Source organism: Corynebacterium sp. ACRPH (assembly GCF_022347285.1).
Lineage (GTDB): Bacteria > Actinomycetota > Actinomycetes > Mycobacteriales > Mycobacteriaceae > Corynebacterium.
Genome location: NZ_JAKRND010000002.1, coordinates 1 through 18,429, shown reverse-complemented (window position 1 = coordinate 18,429; position 18,429 = coordinate 1). Strand labels below are relative to the sequence as shown.

22 protein-coding genes are annotated in these 18,429 nt (G+C 59.6%); 19 read left to right on the top strand and 3 right to left on the bottom strand.

Annotation, left to right across the window (positions count from 1 at the left end; translation table 11 throughout):
- The first annotated feature begins 46 nt into the window (after positions 1 to 46).
- From MHX66_RS01115 to MHX66_RS01095, 5 genes are all read left to right on the top strand, one after another.
- The gene (locus tag MHX66_RS01115; protein WP_239198700.1) at positions 47 to 2,104 is read left to right on the top strand and encodes a siderophore-interacting protein; all 2,058 of its coding nucleotides are present in this window, start codon (positions 47 to 49) and stop codon (positions 2,102 to 2,104) included.
- Between the two features lie 317 nt (positions 2,105 to 2,421).
- Positions 2,422 to 3,378: an iron-siderophore ABC transporter substrate-binding protein gene (locus tag MHX66_RS01110; protein WP_239198697.1), complete on the top strand. Its 957-nt coding sequence runs from the start codon at positions 2,422 to 2,424 to the stop codon at positions 3,376 to 3,378.
- Between the two features lie 51 nt (positions 3,379 to 3,429).
- Positions 3,430 to 4,446: an iron ABC transporter permease gene (locus MHX66_RS01105; protein WP_239198694.1), complete on the top strand. Its 1,017-nt coding sequence runs from the start codon at positions 3,430 to 3,432 to the stop codon at positions 4,444 to 4,446.
- A complete protein-coding gene (locus MHX66_RS01100) occupies positions 4,443 to 5,495 on the top strand; it encodes a FecCD family ABC transporter permease (RefSeq protein WP_370646244.1) in 1,053 nt (350 codons plus the stop codon). The genes MHX66_RS01105 and MHX66_RS01100 overlap by 4 nt, the downstream gene beginning before the upstream one ends.
- Entirely contained in the window at positions 5,492 to 6,301 is an 810-nt protein-coding gene (locus MHX66_RS01095) for an ABC transporter ATP-binding protein (protein ID WP_239198691.1), read from the top strand. Before MHX66_RS01100 ends, MHX66_RS01095 begins: the two co-directional genes overlap by 4 nt.
- A gap of 9 nt (positions 6,302 to 6,310) precedes the next feature.
- Here MHX66_RS01095 and MHX66_RS01090 read toward each other — a convergent pair whose 3' ends face one another.
- Positions 6,311 to 7,228: a siderophore-interacting protein gene (locus tag MHX66_RS01090; RefSeq protein ID WP_239198688.1), complete on the bottom strand. Its 918-nt coding sequence runs from the start codon at positions 7,226 to 7,228 to the stop codon at positions 6,311 to 6,313.
- 145 nt (positions 7,229 to 7,373) lie between these two features.
- On the opposite strand from MHX66_RS01090, the gene MHX66_RS01085 reads away from it, so the two are divergent.
- Positions 7,374 to 8,716, top strand: a protein-coding gene (locus MHX66_RS01085) for an IS3 family transposase (RefSeq protein ID WP_370646243.1) whose coding sequence is annotated in 2 segments (ribosomal slippage) — positions 7,374 to 7,815 and positions 7,815 to 8,716 — 1,344 coding nt in all. Because the reading frame shifts where the segments join, the coding sequence is not laid out codon by codon here.
- Positions 8,717 to 8,812: 96 nt separating this feature from the next.
- On the opposite strand, the gene MHX66_RS01080 is transcribed toward MHX66_RS01085, so the two are convergent.
- Positions 8,813 to 9,151: a hypothetical protein gene (locus MHX66_RS01080; RefSeq protein WP_239198686.1), complete on the bottom strand. Its 339-nt coding sequence runs from the start codon at positions 9,149 to 9,151 to the stop codon at positions 8,813 to 8,815.
- Positions 9,152 to 9,749: 598 nt separating this feature from the next.
- Between MHX66_RS01080 and rplN the strand changes: the two genes are divergently transcribed.
- Genes rplN through rplE form a run of 3 tightly spaced genes read left to right on the top strand, consistent with a single transcriptional unit; the run spans position 9,750 to position 11,008 of the window.
- Positions 9,750 to 10,121, top strand: coding sequence for a 50S ribosomal protein L14 (gene rplN, locus MHX66_RS01075; protein WP_005291942.1), 372 nt, complete (start codon positions 9,750 to 9,752; stop codon positions 10,119 to 10,121).
- Positions 10,122 to 10,436 carry a 50S ribosomal protein L24 gene (gene rplX, locus MHX66_RS01070; RefSeq protein ID WP_005291939.1) on the top strand — a complete coding sequence of 105 codons (315 nt, stop codon included), beginning with the start codon at positions 10,122 to 10,124 and terminating at the stop codon, positions 10,434 to 10,436.
- A gap of 2 nt (positions 10,437 to 10,438) precedes the next feature.
- The gene (rplE, locus tag MHX66_RS01065) at positions 10,439 to 11,008 is read left to right on the top strand and encodes a 50S ribosomal protein L5 (protein ID WP_005291938.1); all 570 of its coding nucleotides are present in this window, start codon (positions 10,439 to 10,441) and stop codon (positions 11,006 to 11,008) included.
- Positions 11,009 to 11,124: 116 nt separating this feature from the next.
- On the opposite strand, the gene MHX66_RS01060 is transcribed toward rplE, so the two are convergent.
- Positions 11,125 to 11,496, bottom strand: a complete 372-nt coding sequence (locus MHX66_RS01060; RefSeq protein WP_239198684.1) for a hypothetical protein — start codon at positions 11,494 to 11,496, stop codon at positions 11,125 to 11,127.
- A gap of 474 nt (positions 11,497 to 11,970) precedes the next feature.
- Between MHX66_RS01060 and MHX66_RS01055 the strand changes: the two genes are divergently transcribed.
- The 10 genes from MHX66_RS01055 to map all read left to right on the top strand — a co-directional run bounded on the left by MHX66_RS01055 (position 11,971) and on the right by map (position 18,347).
- Positions 11,971 to 12,198: a hypothetical protein gene (locus MHX66_RS01055; protein ID WP_239198682.1), complete on the top strand. Its 228-nt coding sequence runs from the start codon at positions 11,971 to 11,973 to the stop codon at positions 12,196 to 12,198.
- 309 nt (positions 12,199 to 12,507) lie between these two features.
- The gene (gene rpsH / locus MHX66_RS01050) at positions 12,508 to 12,906 is read left to right on the top strand and encodes a 30S ribosomal protein S8 (protein ID WP_005291933.1); all 399 of its coding nucleotides are present in this window, start codon (positions 12,508 to 12,510) and stop codon (positions 12,904 to 12,906) included.
- 18 nt (positions 12,907 to 12,924) lie between these two features.
- Positions 12,925 to 13,461, top strand: coding sequence for a 50S ribosomal protein L6 (gene rplF / locus MHX66_RS01045; protein WP_005291931.1), 537 nt, complete (start codon positions 12,925 to 12,927; stop codon positions 13,459 to 13,461).
- Positions 13,461 to 13,865, top strand: coding sequence for a 50S ribosomal protein L18 (gene rplR, locus MHX66_RS01040; protein WP_005291922.1), 405 nt, complete (start codon positions 13,461 to 13,463; stop codon positions 13,863 to 13,865). Before rplF ends, rplR begins: the two co-directional genes overlap by 1 nt.
- A 40-nt stretch (positions 13,866 to 13,905) precedes the next feature.
- The gene (gene rpsE / locus MHX66_RS01035) at positions 13,906 to 14,556 is read left to right on the top strand and encodes a 30S ribosomal protein S5 (RefSeq protein ID WP_005291919.1); all 651 of its coding nucleotides are present in this window, start codon (positions 13,906 to 13,908) and stop codon (positions 14,554 to 14,556) included.
- 3 nt (positions 14,557 to 14,559) lie between these two features.
- Entirely contained in the window at positions 14,560 to 14,745 is a 186-nt protein-coding gene (gene rpmD, locus MHX66_RS01030) for a 50S ribosomal protein L30 (RefSeq protein ID WP_005291917.1), read from the top strand.
- 2 nt (positions 14,746 to 14,747) lie between these two features.
- On the top strand, positions 14,748 to 15,197 hold the full coding sequence (rplO, locus tag MHX66_RS01025; protein WP_034984966.1) for a 50S ribosomal protein L15: 450 nt from the start codon (positions 14,748 to 14,750) through the stop codon (positions 15,195 to 15,197).
- 342 nt (positions 15,198 to 15,539) lie between these two features.
- On the top strand, positions 15,540 to 16,874 hold the full coding sequence (secY, locus tag MHX66_RS01020; RefSeq protein WP_239198680.1) for a preprotein translocase subunit SecY: 1,335 nt from the start codon (positions 15,540 to 15,542) through the stop codon (positions 16,872 to 16,874).
- Positions 16,871 to 17,416 carry an adenylate kinase gene (locus MHX66_RS01015; protein ID WP_035003036.1) on the top strand — a complete coding sequence of 182 codons (546 nt, stop codon included), beginning with the start codon at positions 16,871 to 16,873 and terminating at the stop codon, positions 17,414 to 17,416. The genes secY and MHX66_RS01015 overlap by 4 nt, the downstream gene beginning before the upstream one ends.
- A gap of 136 nt (positions 17,417 to 17,552) precedes the next feature.
- On the top strand, positions 17,553 to 18,347 hold the full coding sequence (gene map / locus MHX66_RS01010) for a type I methionyl aminopeptidase (protein ID WP_239198678.1): 795 nt from the start codon (positions 17,553 to 17,555) through the stop codon (positions 18,345 to 18,347).
- The last annotated feature ends 82 nt before the right edge of the window (positions 18,348 to 18,429 follow it).

Genomic DNA, 18,429 nt, shown 5'->3' with positions numbered 1-18,429 from the left:
CCGACTCACCGCACACCGCCAACCCAGAAACGAGAAAGGAATGACCATGGCGAGGAATAGCCGAGACAGGGAAATCTACCCCATTACGATCCGCGAACTGCAGGTCGATGACATCGAGGACATCACACCAGGGATGCGTCGCATTACTCTGACGGGCGAACAACTACGCGCCCATAGTGCGTTCGGCGTAGACGCACCACCGCTAGTCAGCGATGGTTTCGACGACGATATCCGCATCATCTTCCCAGACCCGGCCACCGGGGAGCGCCCTCACCCCATCACACGGGAGGACGCGACGGTGCTATGGCAAGAGGAGGTCAAAGATCTGTTTCGGACATATACCGTCCGTTCATTCGACGCCTCCCAGGGCCGCCTCGTCGTAGACTTCGCGCGGCATGGCCAAGGCCTGGCCGAGGACTGGTCCGTACGAGCTCGACCGGGAGATCCCCTGTATATCGCAGGGCCGAAGTCTTGCGCAGCGCTGCCCACCCACACTCCGTGGCTACTGATGGTGGGCGACGAGACGGCGCTGCCGGCGATTGCTCGCTGTATAGAGTCTTTGCCCGCCGGGTATAGGGCAGTGGCGATTATTGAGGTAGCCACGCGGGCACATATCCAGCGACTGGAGTTCGAAGCACAGGTGGACATTCACTGGCAGGTGCGAGACGAGGGCGGGGACTTCGTGGCGAAAGCTACCGAGTTGTACGGAGAACACCCAGAGTGGGCGGCCGAGCCCGCCGCGATGCCCTATGTATGGGCTGCGGGAGAGGCCGGGCGATTGAAGGCGATCCGACGCTGGGTTCGAGCTCTGGGGATTCCGCGGGAAAACGTGGAGATTACGGGGTACTGGCGCGCGATGGCACCGGCACAATCGGAAGCAGGGGCGACGGCTACGCAGGGCGACAGTGAGGGGGCGGAGACAGGGGCTGTGACGAGCCACCGTAATGCGGTGATTGAGCTGCATGAACTCACCGAGATGGGGTCGGCGATTCTGGTGCGCCAAGCCGTAGGGTTGGGGATTTTTGGCCTGATTGATGAGGGCGCGGATCGAGTGGATCAACTGGCCGCAGCAACTGGCCTGCAGCAGGAGCTGGCTCTCCGGATTGCGCGTTACTTGGAGGCAGTGGGGTTAGTGACTTTGTCGGCGGATGCAGCACTGGATAGCTCAGCGGAGGATGTGGCGGACCAACGGGCGGTTCGAATCGGCCTCACTGCGCTGGGCAGCGAGTTAGCAAACCCGGATTCTCCAGTAAGGGATTGGATTGCCGGGCCGGCAGCCGCCAAGACCGCAGCACTTGGCCAGCTAGGGCAGGCACTGCAGAATCCGGCTGATACGGGCGAGCACCGCTGGGACTACATTGTGCAAACCCAGCCACAACTGGCCGTGGAGGAACACGAACAGGCGGCCTCCAGCGCTCAGTGGTCGGCCCCGGCCGCAGCGGAGATTCTGAGCAGCAAGCTACTAGCGCGACAGGATGCTGGCTCGCTTCGGTGCGCGGTGGGAGGTCCGGCCGCGGCGGTGTATGCGGATGAGATTCTACGTAAGATACCGCAGGCCAACGCCGTGGTGTTGGGGTCGTTTTCGGAGGCAGAAGATGACGCAAGGATTTCAGTAGGCGCAACAACTGCAGCGATGACGGAGCCTGGGGCTAGCACAGAGGAGGTTATGCTGCGCGATATTGCTCCACGCCGCCGGGATCGTGCTCGCTATAGTGCACTGCACGCTCCAACGGTTGGGCGTAGCGGTGAGGATGTGCGCCGGGCGGATTGGGCTGGCACAGTGGCTACTTTGTGTGAGCAGGTAGATGCTGTGGTGCTGGTTGATCCGTGGCGGCGTTGGCCAGCTATAGAGCTGCAACAGCTGGTAGCTGCCGTACTACGTTTTGGGGCGCAGCTGTTCCTGGTGACCCCAGTGTTGCAGGAAAGCGGGGCCGAGGATCATGACTACGAGGAAGATTTATCACGCCTCGTTCTGTATGGATCGCAGCTGCCCACGGCCCGTGTGATTGCGAAGCACCTGGCTGCCGTGGGTGCGGTAGCGCGTTCGCAGCAGGCGGTGGGGTGGAGTGCCCAGCTGTTCGAGGTGGGGAGGGGAGGTAGGTAACTGCCGGTGGTCGGGCGAACCTCAGGACATTTGTCTCGGGCGAAGCGTGTGGAGGAGCGGCGGACGTTTGGTGGTTTGCTAAACCGTTTCTAAAGTGCCCCCTGTCGGCTGGCCCCTAGCGGCTGAGCTGCCTCCATATCGGCGGCCACACATCCCCCAAAATAATTAACTTAGGGCAGCCTTTTGTGTGGTTAGCCTAACCTGTGTAAGATGGGCGCGATTGCTGAATCCACCGTAGCTGAAAGAGGCCATCAGCCCTTTGGGGCTACGGGTACTTTACAGCGCTTCAAAGAGTTCCTTACACGTTAGGCTTCCACATGTTTCGAAACAATTCGCTGACCCGTCGAGCGGCGCTGAAGACCGCCGCTGTCTTGGCAGCATCCACTCTTGTTCTGTCTGGTTGCTCCCGAGGCGATGACGCGGCGGCGTCAAAAAATGAGGACACCGGGGACGAGCGCATCGCCGCAGTTGGCCTGGGAGACAGCGATACCTTGCTTGCCCTTGGCATCCAACCAGTCCTCGTAGCGCCCTGGGGTGCTGAGGGAGATGTTGATGCGTCTGGCGTCGGCCCATGGGCTACCGAAAAGCTCGGCGACAACAAGCCTGAAGTGGTTTACGGTACTGCCAATGGATTCACTGCTGAAATCCTGGAGAAGATCTCCGCCGCTGATCCGGACAAGATCATTGCGGTGAACTCTGCCGTAGACGCGCAGGCGAAGAAGGCGCTTAATGACATCGCCCCCACCACCGTGAAGCCAGACGGTGCCACGGACTGGCAGATCCCATGGCGGGATCAGGTCAACCAGATCGCCGGCGCTGTAGACAAGCAAGAAGAAGGCGACAAGCTTGTCGAAGAAACGCAGAAGGCCTTCGATGATTTCCAACAGCAGCACCCTGAGCTCAAAGGCAAGCGTGCGGCTATCGTCATGCCTTATCAGGGAAAGATCGGCCTGTACACCTCCGGTGACGGTCGTGGGCAGTTTATCGAGAGTCTGGGCTTCGAGATCCCGAAGGAGCTCGAAGGTAACGGGGGCGAGTTCTACCGCGACATCGCACCTGAGAACTACAGCGACCTCAACAACGTCGATTACCTCTTCGTCCTTGATTACCAGGGTGCCGCCGATACCTTGAAGAAGGATCCAACATTCAGCAAGCTGGACGTTGTTCGCGAAGGCAAGGTCCGCTGGATGGACGAAAATGTGGGCAATGCAATGAGCATGCCGAACCCATTGACCATCCCTTGGGCGGTCGAGAAATTCTCTGACGCAATTTAATTGAAAGTGTCCGTCTCAAGAACTCGACATTCTTTGGTGTTTTCCCGGCGTTTGCTTACTTCGGCCGCACTCGTTGGTTTGGCATTGCTGCTGGTTGCCTCCCTGTACTTGGGTTCCAAAGACCTTTCCATTGGCGAGGTGACCAGCATCCTCATGCATGGTCCGCACCCATCTACGCAGTCCGACATTAATGCTGAACAGTCCGGCATCATTTGGGACTTGCGCGTTCCGCGCACCCTCTTGGCTGTGATCACAGGCGCAGCCCTGGCTATGGCGGGTGCCATTGCTCAGAGCTGGACCCGCAACCCCTTGGCAGATCCCGGCATTATCGGCGTGAACGCCGGAGCAAGTTTCGCAGTCGCAGCGGCACTGACCTTGGGCTGGGCAACGACGGTCGGAGAGCGAACACTTGTGGGGCTCCTCGGAGCTGCCGTCGCCGCTCTAATCGTGCTGTTGATTTCCCGCGTATCCCGTAACCCGCTAACTCTGGTACTCGTGGGCGTGGGAGTTACCTTTGCCCTGCAAGCGGCCACGAACATGCTGAGCCTCTATTCTTCCGACACCCTGGAAGGGCTCCGTCGCTGGACTGTCGGCTCTACGGCTGGGCGGGGTATGGAAGACGTGGCCTTAGCTGCTTTAGGCCTAGCACTAGGTGCTCTATGTGGTGCGCTTGCAGCACGCCCGCTGGATCTACTTGCGATGGGAGAGGACTCCGCCCGTTCCCTTGGCAGCTCGCCCACGAGAACCCGCTTGCTGGCTGCCGTAGCGGTGATCATCCTCGCCGGCTCGGCGACAGCCACCGTGGGGCTTGTGACCTTCGTGGGCTTCGCCGTGCCGCACCTACTGCGCCCGTTCACTGGTCCGGCGCTTACCCGCCTCTTGCTACCAACTGGCATCGTCGGTGGCGCGGCTGTACTGCTAGCCGATATTGTGGGTCGCTTCGTCTTGCAGCCTAACGAGCTGGAAATGTCCATTGTCCTAGCTATTGTCGGTGCCCCAGTGATGATTCTGGCGGTACGGCGTAAGAAGAGCGCACCGACCTCGAATGACTCGGAGCTGGCGATATGAGCGATATGACGTCTATCCGTAACATCAAGCGTTCACGAAGCAGACGCATCCTGGCAGCTTCGGCAGGGTTCGCCCTCATAGCGGCGCTTTGTTACTGCTTAATCCTGGGACAAGGTGCGGTGAAGCTCAGTCCGGTGGAAGTCATCGAGGTTCTCACCGGTGGGGGCACACAGCAAGCAATCAACGTGGTGTGGGATCTCCGCCTGCCTGTAGCAATCGCTACCGTTCTGGTCGGCGCGGCTCTAGGGCTGGCCGGTGCGTGGACTCAAACCATGGCTCGCAATCCGTTGGCCAGCCCGGACATTCTCGGTGTCTCCGGCGGCGCGGCGGTTTTGGTTGTGGCGGGCACCGTAGTTACCCGCCCTGCATGGAGTGAGGGGGTGCCGACGTTCTGGTGGCGTGCTGCACTCGCTTTGGTTGGCGCACTAGTGATCGTTGGTTTGCTCGTTCTACTCGGTGGTTTCGGGACGTCGCAGCGCGTAGTGGTCATCGGCCTGGCACTGTCGTTCCTCACGCAGTCTTTAGTGCAGTATCTTCTGCTCAGGGCTGACTTAACTCGTGCCACGGATGCCCAAACTTGGCTCGCTGGGTCCACCGGCTTTGTGCGTACGGAAGCTTTGTTGCCTATGGTGTTGGGCTTGTTGCCCTTCGTGGTTTTAGGCCTCTGCGTTACGCGCGATGTCCCTCTTCTTTCTCATGATGACGCCACCGCGTCCACACTTGGTGTAAATGTCACGAGGGTGCGCGCTATCTTGCTCATCGCCGCAACGGGCATTGTCGCGGTGGTGGTTTCCTTTGTCGGCCCAATTGGATTCGTGGCACTATTGGCTCCTCAGCTGGCCAAGCTGGTGGCCGGAACGCCCACGCCCCATCCGCTGTGCTCTACTTTTGCTGGCTCCGCTCTATTGGCCGCGTGCGCCGTCGTGGCGGGCGCACTGCCGTTTACATCCCCTGTGGGTTTGGTTACCGCCATCATTGGTGGACCCGCGCTGGTGTTGCTTGTGTGGTTGGCGGCCCGTCGCGGAACTCTGAAAGGAATGGTTCAATGAACGTTCAAGTTGATCACGTCACCGTGGGCTACAACGACGGCCCAAGCATTGTTAAGGACGTGTCTTTCACTGCAGAGTCCGGGAAGGTCACCACGCTCTTAGGCCCCAATGGTTGTGGCAAGTCGACGTTGCTGAAGACGCTTTCTCGGCTGCTTGCTCCCGCCGAAGGGCAGGTACTTGCCCAGGAGAAAGACGTGCATAGTTTGGGGGCACGCGAAGCCGCCCAACTAATTGCGCTTTTGCCACAACACCCGCTGTGTCCGGCGGGGTTGACTGTTGGAGAACTCGTGGAACGCGGACGGCACCCTTATCGTCGATCGCTCTGGGGTGGGGGAGCGTCGGCGTCAGAAGATAAAGAAAAAGTGTGCGAGGCGCTGAAGAAGACGAAGGTTGACCATCTTGTTGCCCGCGACGTGGCGGAGCTATCCGGCGGCCAGCGGCAGCGGGTCTGGATGGCGATGGTGTTGGCGCAGGATACGCCGATTGTGCTGTTGGACGAACCGACTACCTACCTAGATCCGGCGCATGCGATAGAGATTCTAAGTATCGTGCGGGAGCTCGCTCAAGAGGGCAAGACGGTGATTACCGTGCTTCATGATCTTGGCCTGGCGGGAGCTTTTAGTGACGAGATGATCGTCATGAAGGATGGGAAAAAGATCGCCGAGGGGACTCCAAAGGAGGCTTTGACGGTAGATGTACTGCGCGAGGCATATGGCCTGAATGCCGAGGTGTGGGAAGATCCCCGCGGTACGGCTCCGGTGATCGTGCCGCGGGGGATCGTAGCTAACCCGCCACAGGGTTCTTGATCGTAGGGCCTAAGGCCTAGCCCTCCCAAGGAACCAATAGGGGCACCACTGCACAGATTCGCTATTGAGGCCCCATGTGTGGATTGCGTGGCGTCGAACTTCCTTGCAAAGCTGGCCTTCGCCCGCGACCCAGACGTACTTCGACTGAGTTGCAGGGTGTTCGACGCGGTCCAGTTGCTGCAGGTGGGACATAACGGCCGCGCTGAAATCCGTTGTCGCGCTAAACAATACTTCGAGGCTACCCAGTTTGTTCTCCCAGTCAGCGATGAGGGATGGTTCGAGGTCGTCGTGGTTCTCGGCGACAATCCCGAGGTGCATGTCGCACAACTGTTCCGGGGCGAAAGTGTGCGTGTATTCCAAGATGGCTCGAATGGAAGGTGCGGCAGATGGGTCTGCAATTAGCGTTTGCGAATTGTGCGCGCGGTGCCACAGTCCCCGGCCTGGCCAGATGCCTACTTGATCGCCGGCGCGAGCCTCAAGGGTCCAGGTAAGCCCCGGTCCGATGTTCTCATCTTTAGGGTTGTTGACGCCGTGAGTCGCCACGTCGAAGGCTATCAGCCCATGCTCGGAATCGAGTGAGCGAACGGTATACCAACGTAGATTTGGGCGCTGGTCGTCTGGCATAGCCGCAACGCATGCACGGATATTGGTGTCGCCACTGTAGGGAGGCAAATGAAGATCCCCGTGGGTGCTTGGAGGCATTATTAGACCAAAGAACTCGTCGGGGCCGGAAAGCTGAAAGTCAACGAGCTCGGGGGAATGGATGACAATCCGTTTCAGGTTTTCTGCTGGGGAGCTGACGTCGTAAACGGCGGCGCGGATGATCTGGTGGTGTGGTTCAGCTGGGGCGGCCAGGAGTTGGTGGTCAGAGAAGGCTGCGCGGTACGCGGGAGTGTTCGCTGGGGTACTCAAAGTCGACAGGTTCATGGTCATGATAGAGGTTAGCGTACCCTTGCCTAAAGCAAAGTGAAAGGGTGAGGGGATAGGAAAAGCCCCGCGGGGATCCGAGGTGAACTGCTCCCCATTAGTTGGACTGAGAAATCAGTTACCGACTAGTGGGGAGCAGTTTTCATTGAGAGCACGAAGTTCGCTAAGTGAATATCAGCGCGAGCAGTTAGTGGAGTGTTTCGAGCAGGGCATGGGCAGCCAAGCTGCTGCGAAGGTGGTTGGAGTTTCGAGAGATGTGACGCGCAAACTCTATCGGCGGTTTCAGCTGCATGGCAGGCTATGTCTTGTGGAGAAACCGACAAAGCAGCAGTACTCGTTCGAGATCAAAAAGGAAGTTGTCCAACGCCACCTGGCCGGCGAGACAAAGATGGATCTTGCACGTGAGTTTGGCCTGTCGTCAGACCAGCTCGTCACTAGTTGGTCCTGGGAATGGCGCAACGGTGGCGATGAGGCGTTAAAACCGAAACCGAAGGGCAGACCCAAAGGCTCGGCTGCGCCAAAGCCGCTGACCGAAGAGGAGAAGCTGCGGCGCCGGATCGCGCGGTTGGAAGCGGAAAACGCTTATTTAAAAAAATTGCGGGACTTGAGGAATCAGGGACGCGCCTGAAAGTCCAGGCGATTGTCATCCTCAAGTCGCACCACCGCTTGGAGTACCTCCTAGAGGCAGCAGGTATCCCACGGTCGACGTTTTTCTACCACCAGAAACGACTCGGCCAGCCAGATAAGCACGCCGAGCTCAAAGACGCGATCCGGGCAAGTTTTGAACGTAACAAGCATCGCTACGGCTACCGACGAGTGCTACTTGACCTGCGTAATCAGGGGTGGGTGGTCAACCACAAACTCGTGTACAAACTCATGTGCGAGATGGGTCTGCGAGCCAAGATTCGCCAACGTAGACCTTATGTTTCCTATGCTGGGACGATCAGCCACATCGCTGACAACAAGCTTGACCGCAAGTTCACCCCGGATCAGCCAAACACCGTCTTTGTCAGCGACGTCACTGAGTTCAGGGTCGCAGGCCGCAAGGTCTACCTGTCACCGGTGATGGACCTGTTTGACCGTTCAATTGTTGCTCACACCGTGGCTACATCGCCGTCGACAGCGTTTACCGCTGCCTCTTTGTCCAAGGCGATTAAAACGTGTGCGCCTGAACCCGGGTGGATGATGCACACTGACCAAGGCTTCCAATACCAGCACGCCTCCTGGCGCGACCTGATCGGTGACAACGGTGGTGTTCAGTCGATGTCGCGTAAAGCCAACTGTTACGACAACGCGGTCATGGAGAACTTCTTCGGCCACGTGAAAACCGAGATGTACCACGGTGAAGTCTTCGACACCGTCGCAGAATTCAAGCAAGCAATCGACGAATACATCGGGTGGTACAACACCGAACGCATCCAGCAACGACTCAAGGGCCTGACCCCGATGCAATATCGGAATCAGACCCTTGAAGCCCTAACCGCCTAGAGTTAAACCAGTCCAACTTTCGGGGGCCAGTTCAAGGATCGCCGCGGGGCTTGGGTCTCAGCTGAACGAATTTGTTCTAGCTTGAGAAGGCCGTTCTTACTTGGCCAGCTTGCCCAGCTTCTGGAAGTTGTTGAACAGGGAAACGATGCCGCCAACCAGGGCTGCAACGGTGGTGATCAGGGTGACGACGGTGGTCAGCTTCTTCAGGCCGGAGGTATTCTCGTCCCAGTCGAAGAACTTGTTTGCGGAACCGGCCAGCTCCTGCTTCTTCTCTTCCTTGGTCTTGGTGTCGCCGTCCTGCTTGCCCAGGCTGGTGGAGATGTTGGTGTCCTTGGAGCCGTTAGCGCCGTTGTCCTCAGCAACAGCAGCGGTGGAGCCAGCAACTGCAACGGTAGCGGCGGTGGTCAGAGCCAGCAGAGACTTCTTGAGCTTCATGTGTTTAATCCTCACGTGAAAGATGGTGCGTCGGCCTGAACCGGCCGTGGTACGGGGATCAATTTAACATGACCGTGCACTTTAAGCACAGTGCAAAAGTTCTACCTGCCCGCTGAAACGGCTCATAAGCGATCCTTCATAATCCCTGGGCGCGATCTGAAAAGTGGCTGTTAGCGGTAAGGGGGGGCTGTCCCGAATCGCCCTTTTATTGGCGTCCGCGCCGTCCTGGATACTTAAGTTTTTGAACATAACCCCACGCTATGGGCACATTCTTAGCGGTGGTTTTGAGGGGCAAAATACCAGGCTAGTTCACTGCTAGCAGGCTTGCTGGAAATGCGGGGCGATGAGGTGTGAGGGGGCGTCAATAAAGAACGAAAATAGCGTTACACGGGGGTGGGGTAACATACCCCCGCTGCGCGAAATCCACCGCCGCCCCGAAAAACTCTGATACGGCGATTTGGTCGGCTGAATAGGGGTGTGGAAGAATATAGCGGTTGCCAGAAGGCGCGGGGAACGCGCGCTGGCACAGACCGCGTGCGCGAGGGTCGGAAATCCCACGCACGGTAAGCAAAAATCTAGGTCAAATTAGGAGACTCAAGTGATTCAGCAAGAATCGCGTCTGCGAGTTGCCGACAACACCGGTGCCCGGGAAATCCTGGTCATCCGTCCGCTCGGTGGTTCCGTTCGACGCTCCGCTGGTATCGGTGATGTCGTCGTAGCTACCGTCAAGGAAGCTGCACCGGGCGGCACCGTCAAGGCCGGCGACATCGTCAAGGCTGTCATTGTCCGCGCTAAGAAGGAGACCCGTCGTCCGGACGGCTCCTACATCGCATTCGATGAGAACGCAGCTGTCATCATCAAGGCAAACGACAACGATCCCCGCGGCACCCGTATCTTCGGCCCGGTCGCACGTGAGCTTCGCGACAAGAAGTTCATGAAGATCGTTTCCCTGGCTCCGGAGGTGCTCTAAATGAAGATCCGTAAGGGCGACACCGTACTGGTAATCTCCGGCCCGGACAAGGGTGCAAAGGGCAAGGTTATCGAGGCCTACCCGCAGCGCGACAAGGTCCTGGTCGAGGGCGTCAACCGAATCAAGAAGCACGTTGCAAACTCCGCTCCAGAGCGCGGCGCTGAGTCCGGCGGCATCGTTACCCAGGAAGCTCCGATCCACGTGTCCAACGTGATGGTCGTTGACTCTGATGGCAACCCGACCCGTATCGGCTACCGCTTCGATGAAGACGGTAAGAAGATCCGCGTGTCCAAGCGCAACGGGAAGGACATCTAACGATGAGCGAAAACTACACCCCACGTTTGAAGACTCGCTACCGTGAGGAAATCCGCGAGAAGCTGAACGGCGAGTTCAGCTACGAGAACGTCATGCAGATCCCGGGCGTCACCAAGGTTGTCGTCAACATGGGTGTCGGCGACGCTGCTCGCGATTCCAAGCTGATCAACGGCGCAATCGAAGATCTGACCAAGATCACCGGTCAGAAGCCGCAGATCCGTACCGCGAAGAAGGCTATCGCTAACTTCAAGCTGCGTGAAGGCATGCCCATCGGCGCCCGCGTTACCCTGCGTGGCGACCGCATGTGGGAGTTCCTGGACCGCCTGCTGACCGTCGCTCTGCCGCGTATTCGTGACTTCCGTGGCCTGAACGACAAGCAGTTCGACGGCCACGGCAACTACACCTTCGGCCTGTCCGAGCAGACCATGTTCTACGAGATCGACGTCGACAAGATCGACCGTCCGCGCGGTATGAACATCACCGTCGTTACCACTGCAACCAACGACGACGAAGGCCGCGCACTGCTGCGCGAGCTGGGCTTCCCCTTCAAGCAGAAGGGCTCCGCTGAGTAATTCAGCGTAGCGAAACCCCGCTTCCCATCGAGGATCTCCTCGATAATTAGGGAAGCGGGGTTTGTTGTGTCCGGAGTCTGGCATCCGGAGCCCGGAGCCCAGTATCCGCGACGGATTTACAGGAAGATCTTCACGATCTTGCCGATGAAGCCGATAACGTCCTTGGCCTTGTCCAGGGTAGAGGTGGTCTCGTCCCAGCCAGCCAGGTTGTCGATGGAGCCCTTCAGCTTCTCCTTCTTCTCGTCGTCGATGGAGCCCTTCAGCTTCTCCTTCTTCTCGTGGTCGATGGAGCCCTCAGAGCCCTCGGAAGCGCCCTCGTTCTCGGTGCCCTCGGCGTTCTCGTCGGCAGCCTCGTCAGCAGCCGGCTGGGTGGCGGTCGCGGAAGCGGCCGGTGCCTCGGGAGCCTCGTCTGCAACTGCGGCCGGAACGCCAGCCAGGGCAACGGAGGATGCTGCGGCCAGGGTGATGAGGGACTTCTTGAACTTCAAAGGAATCTCCTTCCGAGAGGGGTGTATAAAACTGCAATGTGGCGGCAGATCGGGGATCGGTTCTGCGAGTTCCGATCCGCTGTCGCCCGGTCTGTACTTCGTGTACGTACAACATGTGTAGTGAATGGCACCTCACCCTCGCAACAGGTGCAGCGAAAGTGTGACATAACTCATGTAACGAACAAAACCTGCAGGTCGATTGACTTAAAGCCTCTGTCTAGACGCTAATGTAGCACAAATGCTACACACAGTTTCTGCTCATTTTTCACCGCTTGACAAACCACTCAAACCCCGCATGCCACCGTTTTAATCGCCACTCAAACCCTGCATGCAGCCACCGTCGCAGGCGCCGGCCTGTACTTTTGAGCTATGCATCCACACGGCGTCTCACATCCAGCGCACCCTCACGCCACTGGTCCGCACCACACCGCCCTTAACTGGACCGGTCTCGAGACCTTTCAGCCCTTCGACCCGATGAGTCTCGCAGCTCTCTGCGGTGGCCGTGCGCATATGACCATGGTCGCGGTCCAGCAGCTCCTCCGCGAAGGTGACCTCAAGGTCGGAACTCTTGCCGACAAGCTCGGCCCGATCGCTCGGCGCCTACCGTCCTCGGCCAAGAACAGCCTCTCCGTCTTGCTCCCCGTCGAGCCCATTCGCGCTAACCAGCTGGCCAGTGCGGGCGGCTATCGGCCCTACTCCTGATCTGCTGGATTTCTGGCCCTAGGGGCGTCACAAAACAAGAAAAACAGCGATTTGGGGAAACCCGCAGGTGGTTGCTAGAGTTATCAGGTCTTGCGTTGCCCCATGCCCAAAACTGGGTTGGCAGCGTGAGCAGTGTAAACATCAAACCACTTTGTTGTAGGCCCCTCGCCCAATAAAGCGGCCGCGCGGACACGGCGGCGAGCACCCCACGTTACTTAGCGTGGGGCGCGCTAGTAGCCAGCAAGCGTGCGGTACACGCATCCTGGGTGGGCTGGGAACCGCAATGAGAAAGGCTATGGGTCAAAACTTATGACCATGACTGATCCCATCGCGGACATGCTGTCCCGCGTGCGGAACGCATCCAACGCGTTCCACGATTCCGTCTCCATGCCTTCCTCCAAGATCAAGGCGAACATCGCCGAGATTCTGAAGGAGGAGGGTTACATCGCTGACTACACCGTCAATGACGCCAAGGTTGGCAAGACACTGGACATCGAGCTGAAGTACGGCCCGTCCCGCGAGCGTTCTATCTCCGGGCTGCGCCGTGTCTCCAAGCCGGGTCTTCGTGTGTACGCAAAGTCCAACGAGCTGCCGCAGGTTCTCGGCGGCCTGGGTGTGGCTATCATTTCCACGTCCCACGGCCTGCTGACCGACCGTGAGGCTCAGAACAAGGGTGTAGGCGGAGAAGTTCTCGCCTACGTCTGGTAACTAGAGGAGGTCCAAACCATGTCTCGTGTTGGCAAGGCACCGGTGGCTGTCCCCTCTGGCGTCACCATCAACATCAACGGCCAGTCTGTCGAGGTTAAGGGTCCGAAGGGCACCCTGAGCCAGGACATTCCGGCCCCGATCACCGTGGCTCAGGAAGGCGAAGAACTCGTCGTTACCCGCCCGGATGATCACCGCAAGAATCGTTCCCTGCACGGCCTGTCCCGCTCCCTGGTCTTCAACATGATCGAGGGCGTGACCAAGGGCTACACCATCAAGATGGAAATCTTCGGTGTTGGTTACCGTGTGCAGCTCAAGGGCAAGAACCTGGAGTTCGCACTGGGCTACTCCCACCCTGTGCTGATTGAGGCACCGGAGGGGATCACCTTCGCCGTGGATGGCAACACCAAGTTCTCCATCGAAGGTATCGACAAGCAGCAGGTCGGACAGATCGCCGCGAACATCCGCCGTCTGCGTAAGGATGATCCTTACAAGGGCAAGGGCATTCGTTACGAGGGCGAGCAGGTCCGTCGCAAGGTCGGAAAGACGGGTAAGTAATGAGCAACACTGCACAAAACGAAAAGCGTCTGCCGGTGGGCAAGGATATTTCCACCCGCCGCCGCAACGCACGCGCACGTCGTCACTTCCGTATCCGCAAGACCCTCTCCGGCACCCCGGAGACCCCGCGTCTGGTAGTTCACCGTACCTCTCGCCACATGCACGCACAGGTCATCGACGATGTTGCAGGCCACACCCTGGTCGCAGCTTCCACGATGGAAGCCGATGTGCGCGCTATGGAGGGCGACAAGAAGGCTCGCGGTGCGAAGGTTGGCCAGCTGATCGCCGAGCGCGCAAAGGCCGCTGGCATCGAGGCTGTCGTCTTCGACCGTGCGGGCTACAAGTACCACGGCCGCGTCGCCGCTCTGGCTGATGCTGCCCGCGAAGGTGGTCTGAAGTTCTAATGACCAACTCCACGAACAACACCAACGGAAGGAACGCGTGATGTCGGGACGTGAACGTAACGGCGGACGCTCCGCCGAGAACAACGACAAGAACGAGCGCAACGAGCGTAACGGCCGCAATGACCGCAACGACCGCGGTGGCCGTAACGATCGTCGCAACCAGCAGGATGAGCGCAGCCAGTTCATCGAGCGCGTGGTTACCATCAACCGCGTCTCGAAGGTTGTGAAGGGCGGTCGCCGCTTCAGCTTCACCGCGCTGGTCATCGTCGGCGACGGCCAGGGTATGGTCGGCGTCGGCTACGGCAAGGCCAAGGAAGTCCCTGCCGCCATCCAGAAGGGCGCAGAAGAGGCTCGCAAGAACTTCTTCCGCGTTCCGATGATCAACGGCACCATCACCCACCCGGTTCAGGGTGAGGACGCTGCGGGCGTCGTTATGATGAAGCCCGCCGCTCCTGGTACCGGTGTGATCGCTGGTGGCGCTGTCCGTCCGGTGCTCGAGTGCGCCGGCGTGCAGGACATCCTGTCGAAGTCCCTGGGCTCCGACAACGCCATCAACATTGTCCACGCAACCGTGGCTGGCCTGAAGCAGCTGGTCCGTCCGGAAGAGGTTGCCGCACGCCGTGGCAAGTCCCTGGACGAGGTTGCTCCGGCCGCTATGCTGCGCGCTCGTGCAGCAGGACAGGGGGCATAAGCAATGGCTTTGAAGATCACCCAGGTTAAGGGCTTGGTTGGAACCAAGCCGAAGCAGCGCGATTCCATGCGCTCTCTCGGCCTGAAGCGCATTGGCCAGACGGTCGTCCGCGAGGACAACCCGATCGTCCGCGGCCAGATCAACGTTGTGCGCCACATGGTCGAGGTTGAAGAAGTGGCAGGAGAGTAAACATGAGCGATCCAATTAAGCTCCACGACCTCCGCCCCGCTCCGGGCGCCAAGAAGGCCAAGACCCGCGTGGGTCGTGGTGAGGCGTCTAAGGGTAAGACCGCAGGTCGTGGTACCAAGGGCACCAAGGCTCGTAAGCAGGTTTCGGCAGCATTCGAGGGTGGCCAGATGCCACTGCACATGCGCCTACCTAAGCTGAAGGGCTTCAAGAACCCCGCCAAGGTCACCTACCAGGTGGTTAACGTGTCTGACCTGGAGAAGGCATTCTCCAACGGTGGCGACGTCACCGTTGCAGACATCGTTGCAGCTGGTCTGGCTCGCAAGAACCAGCCGGTGAAGGTTCTGGGTAACGGCGAGATCAGCGTCAAGCTGAACGTCACCGCTAACAAGTTCTCGGGCTCTGCCAAGCAGAAGATCGAGGCTGCCGGTGGCACCGCTACCGAGGCTAAGTAAGCAAATAGGCTAGTACGCTCTAGCTGCGCTTAGCTTTTCAAGAATCGCCCTGCCAGTGCATTGTTGTGCTGGTGGGGCGTTTTTGTTTTATCTATTGACGCCCACACGTCGGCGAGTTCTGAGTCCAGGTAGATAGAGCCGGGGCAGTGGTAGGGAAGTGGCAGGGCAGTGGCGTTTAATTAGTAGTCCGCTATAGGTGGTACAGTATCGTAAGCATTTGTCCTGTCTGCTAACCTGTACAGGTTGCAATTAGTGTCGCCTCTATGCGGGCGTATCTTGAAGTGCAGGTGCGCTGGCCAGTAGATCCCGCACGAAGGTAAGAAACTACACAGGAGGCAAAGTTTGTCCGCCCTCACCTCGGCGTTCAAGAACGCTGATCTTCGCAAGAAGATCTTGTTCACGCTTGCGATGATCATCCTCTATCGCATCGGCGCCCAGATCCCCACACCAGGCGTGGATTACGGCTCGATCCAGTCGCAGATCTCCGACCTGACCGACAGCTCGGCCATGTACTCGCTGATCAACCTGTTCTCAGGTGGCGCGCTGCTGCAGCTTTCAGTGTTCGCCGTCGGCATCATGCCGTACATTACGGCCTCGATTATCGTGCAGCTGCTGACAGTGGTGATCCCCAAGTTCGAGCAGCTGAAGAAGGAAGGCCAGTCCGGCCAGGCGAAGATGACGGAGTACACCCGTTACCTGACCGTGGCCTTGGCTCTGCTGCAGTCCGCGGGCATCGTGGCGCTGGCGGATCGCCGCCAGCTGCTGGGCCAGGGCGTGCAGGTCCTGAAGGACGGCACCGGCGTGTTCGGCCTGGTCGTCATGGTGCTGGTCATGACCTCCGGCGCGGTGCTGCTGATGTGGATGGGTGAGCTGATCACCGACCGCGGTATCGGCAACGGCATGTCCCTGCTTATCTTCGCGGGCATTGCTACCTCTCTGCCGGCGCAGGGCGCCTCCATCTTCTCCGGCTCCGGCGGCTTCGTCTTCGCAGCAGTGCTGGTTGGTGTGCTGATCCTGGTCGTCGGAGTGGTCTTCATCGAGCAGGGCCAGCGTCGCATCCCGGTCCAGTACGCAAAGCGCATGATCGGTCGCCGTCAGTACGGAGAGACCTCCACCTACCTGCCGCTGAAGGTCAACCAGGCCGGCGTTATCCCAGTAATCTTCGCCTCCTCGCTGCTTACAGTCCCGATCCTGATCACTCAGATCATTCAGTCCGGCAACCCGGAGGGCGCGGGCCAGGAGAACTGGTGGAACCGGAACGTCATGACCGTGCTGACGGATCCGGCTGCCTGGCAGTACATCCTGCTGTACGTGGCACTGATCATCTTCTTCTCCTTCTTCTACGTTTCCGTCCAGTACGATCCCTACGATCAGGCGGATAACATGAAGAAGTACGGTGGCTTCATTCCGGGCATCCGCCCGGGCCGCCCGACCGCGGAGTATCTTGGATATGTGATGAACCGTCTGCTGATCGTCGGTTCCATCTACCTGGCGCTCATCGCCGTTCTGCCTAACATCCTGATCAACATGGGTGTGCAGACGACGCAGGCCGCAGGCCAGGGCCAGATGCCGTTCGGTGGTACCGCCATCCTGATTCTGGTGTCCGTTGCCCTGACCACGATCAAGCAACTCGAATCGCAAGTTATGCAGTCTAACTACGAAGGATTCCTCAAATGAGACTAGTTCTGCTCGGCCCTCCCGGCGCTGGCAAGGGCACCCAAGCATCCCTGCTGTCCGATGCACTGAAGATCCCGCACATCTCCACCGGCGATCTGTTCCGCGCCAATATCTCCCAGGGCACCGAACTGGGCAAGCAGGCGCAGGAGTACATGGACGCTGGCAAGCTGGTCCCGACCTCCGTCACCGCCGACATGGTTCGCGACCGCCTGAACCAGGACGATGCCGCCGACGGATTCCTGCTGGACGGCTTCCCCCGCACCATCGAGCAGGCAGAGCTGCTGGAGAAGATGCTGCAGGAGGACGGCCACTCCCTGGACGCAGTCATCAACTACGTAGTCTCCGAGGACGTTGTTGTTGATCGCATGCTGGCCCGCGGCCGCAACGATGACAACGAGGACACCATCCGCACCCGCCTGGAGGTCTACCGTGAGGAGACCGCCCCGCTGATCGACCACTACAAGGACGTTCTGCTGAATATCGACGCAGAGGGCACCGTGGAGGACATCTCCTGCACCACGCTGAACGCGCTGGACAAGTAAACACCCTGCGCAAGAATCGCTGATCCCGCCAGCCGGCCCCACACGGTCCGACCTGGCGGGATTTGTGGTTATTCGCCCCGCGAGGGGGCGTCACTAAGAAAAAACGAGTAAGCAAAGAGAACAGAAGCGAAACCACATGGGCTTTAGGCGAAGGAATAAGAAGATCGCGGCCAAGACCGCCGAGCAGCTGGATGCGATGCAGGCCGCCGGGGAGATCGTCGGGCTGGCGCTGCAGGAGGTCAAGAAGGCTGCGGCGCCGGGCAAGACCACGCTTGACTTGGACCGCGTGGCCGAGCAGGTCATCCGCGACCACGGCGCCACCCCGACCTTCAAGGGCTACGGCGGTTTCCCGGGTTCCATCTGCGCGAGCCCGAACGACATGATCGTCCACGGCATCCCGTCCGCAGATGTGGTGCTGAAGGAAGGCGATCTGATCTCTATCGACTGCGGCGCAACGCTCAACGGTTGGGTGGGGGACTCCGCCTGGACCTTCGGCATCGGCGAGATCGCAGACGAGCACGACCGCCTAAACCGCGCGACCGAATGGGTGCTGTACGAAGGGCTGAAGGCGATGGTGCCCGGCAACCGCCTGACGGACGTGTCCTGGGCATTGGAGAAGGCGACCGAGGCTGCCGCGCGGAAGTTCGACGTGGAGCTGTGGATCGTCGATGGGTACGGCGGCCACGGCATCGGCCGCACCATGCATGAGGATCCGTACCTGGCTAACGAGGGCCGCGGTGGGCGAGGCCCGGAGATCCAGGAGGGCTCTGTGCTGGCCATCGAGCCGATGCTGGCGCTGGGCACGGCGGATTCCTACGTGCTGGACGACGAGTGGTCGGTGCTGACCGATGACGGCAGTTTCTCCTCGCACTGGGAGCACACCGTCGCCGCGACCGCCGACGGCCCGCGGATCCTTACGCCGCGCAAGTAGCTCTTTCTTTCTTGGTGACGCCCCCTGCCGCCTGCCCCGGCTGGCGCGGTGTCGGGGGCGCAGCAGGGGAGGGGTGTAGCAG

Bases quoted from the DNA above. Each gene is read 5' to 3' on its own strand.
- MHX66_RS01115 (WP_239198700.1), top strand. From the start codon at position 47: ATGGCGAGGAATAGCCGAGACAGGGAAATCTACCCCATTACGATCCGC.
- MHX66_RS01110 (WP_239198697.1), top strand. From the start codon at position 2,422: ATGTTTCGAAACAATTCGCTGACCCGTCGAGCGGCGCTGAAGACCGCC.
- MHX66_RS01100 (WP_370646244.1), top strand. From the start codon at position 4,443: ATGAGCGATATGACGTCTATCCGTAACATCAAGCGTTCACGAAGCAGA.
- MHX66_RS01095 (WP_239198691.1), top strand. From the start codon at position 5,492: ATGAACGTTCAAGTTGATCACGTCACCGTGGGCTACAACGACGGCCCA.
- MHX66_RS01090 (WP_239198688.1), bottom strand. From the start codon at position 7,228: ATGAACCTGTCGACTTTGAGTACCCCAGCGAACACTCCCGCGTACCGC.
- MHX66_RS01080 (WP_239198686.1), bottom strand. From the start codon at position 9,151: ATGAAGCTCAAGAAGTCTCTGCTGGCTCTGACCACCGCCGCTACCGTT.
- rplX (WP_005291939.1), top strand. From the start codon at position 10,122: ATGAAGATCCGTAAGGGCGACACCGTACTGGTAATCTCCGGCCCGGAC.
- rplE (WP_005291938.1), top strand. From the start codon at position 10,439: ATGAGCGAAAACTACACCCCACGTTTGAAGACTCGCTACCGTGAGGAA.
- MHX66_RS01055 (WP_239198682.1), top strand. From the start codon at position 11,971: ATGAGTCTCGCAGCTCTCTGCGGTGGCCGTGCGCATATGACCATGGTC.
- rpsH (WP_005291933.1), top strand. From the start codon at position 12,508: ATGACCATGACTGATCCCATCGCGGACATGCTGTCCCGCGTGCGGAAC.
- rplF (WP_005291931.1), top strand. From the start codon at position 12,925: ATGTCTCGTGTTGGCAAGGCACCGGTGGCTGTCCCCTCTGGCGTCACC.
- rplR (WP_005291922.1), top strand. From the start codon at position 13,461: ATGAGCAACACTGCACAAAACGAAAAGCGTCTGCCGGTGGGCAAGGAT.
- rpsE (WP_005291919.1), top strand. From the start codon at position 13,906: ATGTCGGGACGTGAACGTAACGGCGGACGCTCCGCCGAGAACAACGAC.
- rpmD (WP_005291917.1), top strand. From the start codon at position 14,560: ATGGCTTTGAAGATCACCCAGGTTAAGGGCTTGGTTGGAACCAAGCCG.
- rplO (WP_034984966.1), top strand. From the start codon at position 14,748: ATGAGCGATCCAATTAAGCTCCACGACCTCCGCCCCGCTCCGGGCGCC.
- MHX66_RS01015 (WP_035003036.1), top strand. From the start codon at position 16,871: ATGAGACTAGTTCTGCTCGGCCCTCCCGGCGCTGGCAAGGGCACCCAA.
- map (WP_239198678.1), top strand. From the start codon at position 17,553: ATGGGCTTTAGGCGAAGGAATAAGAAGATCGCGGCCAAGACCGCCGAG.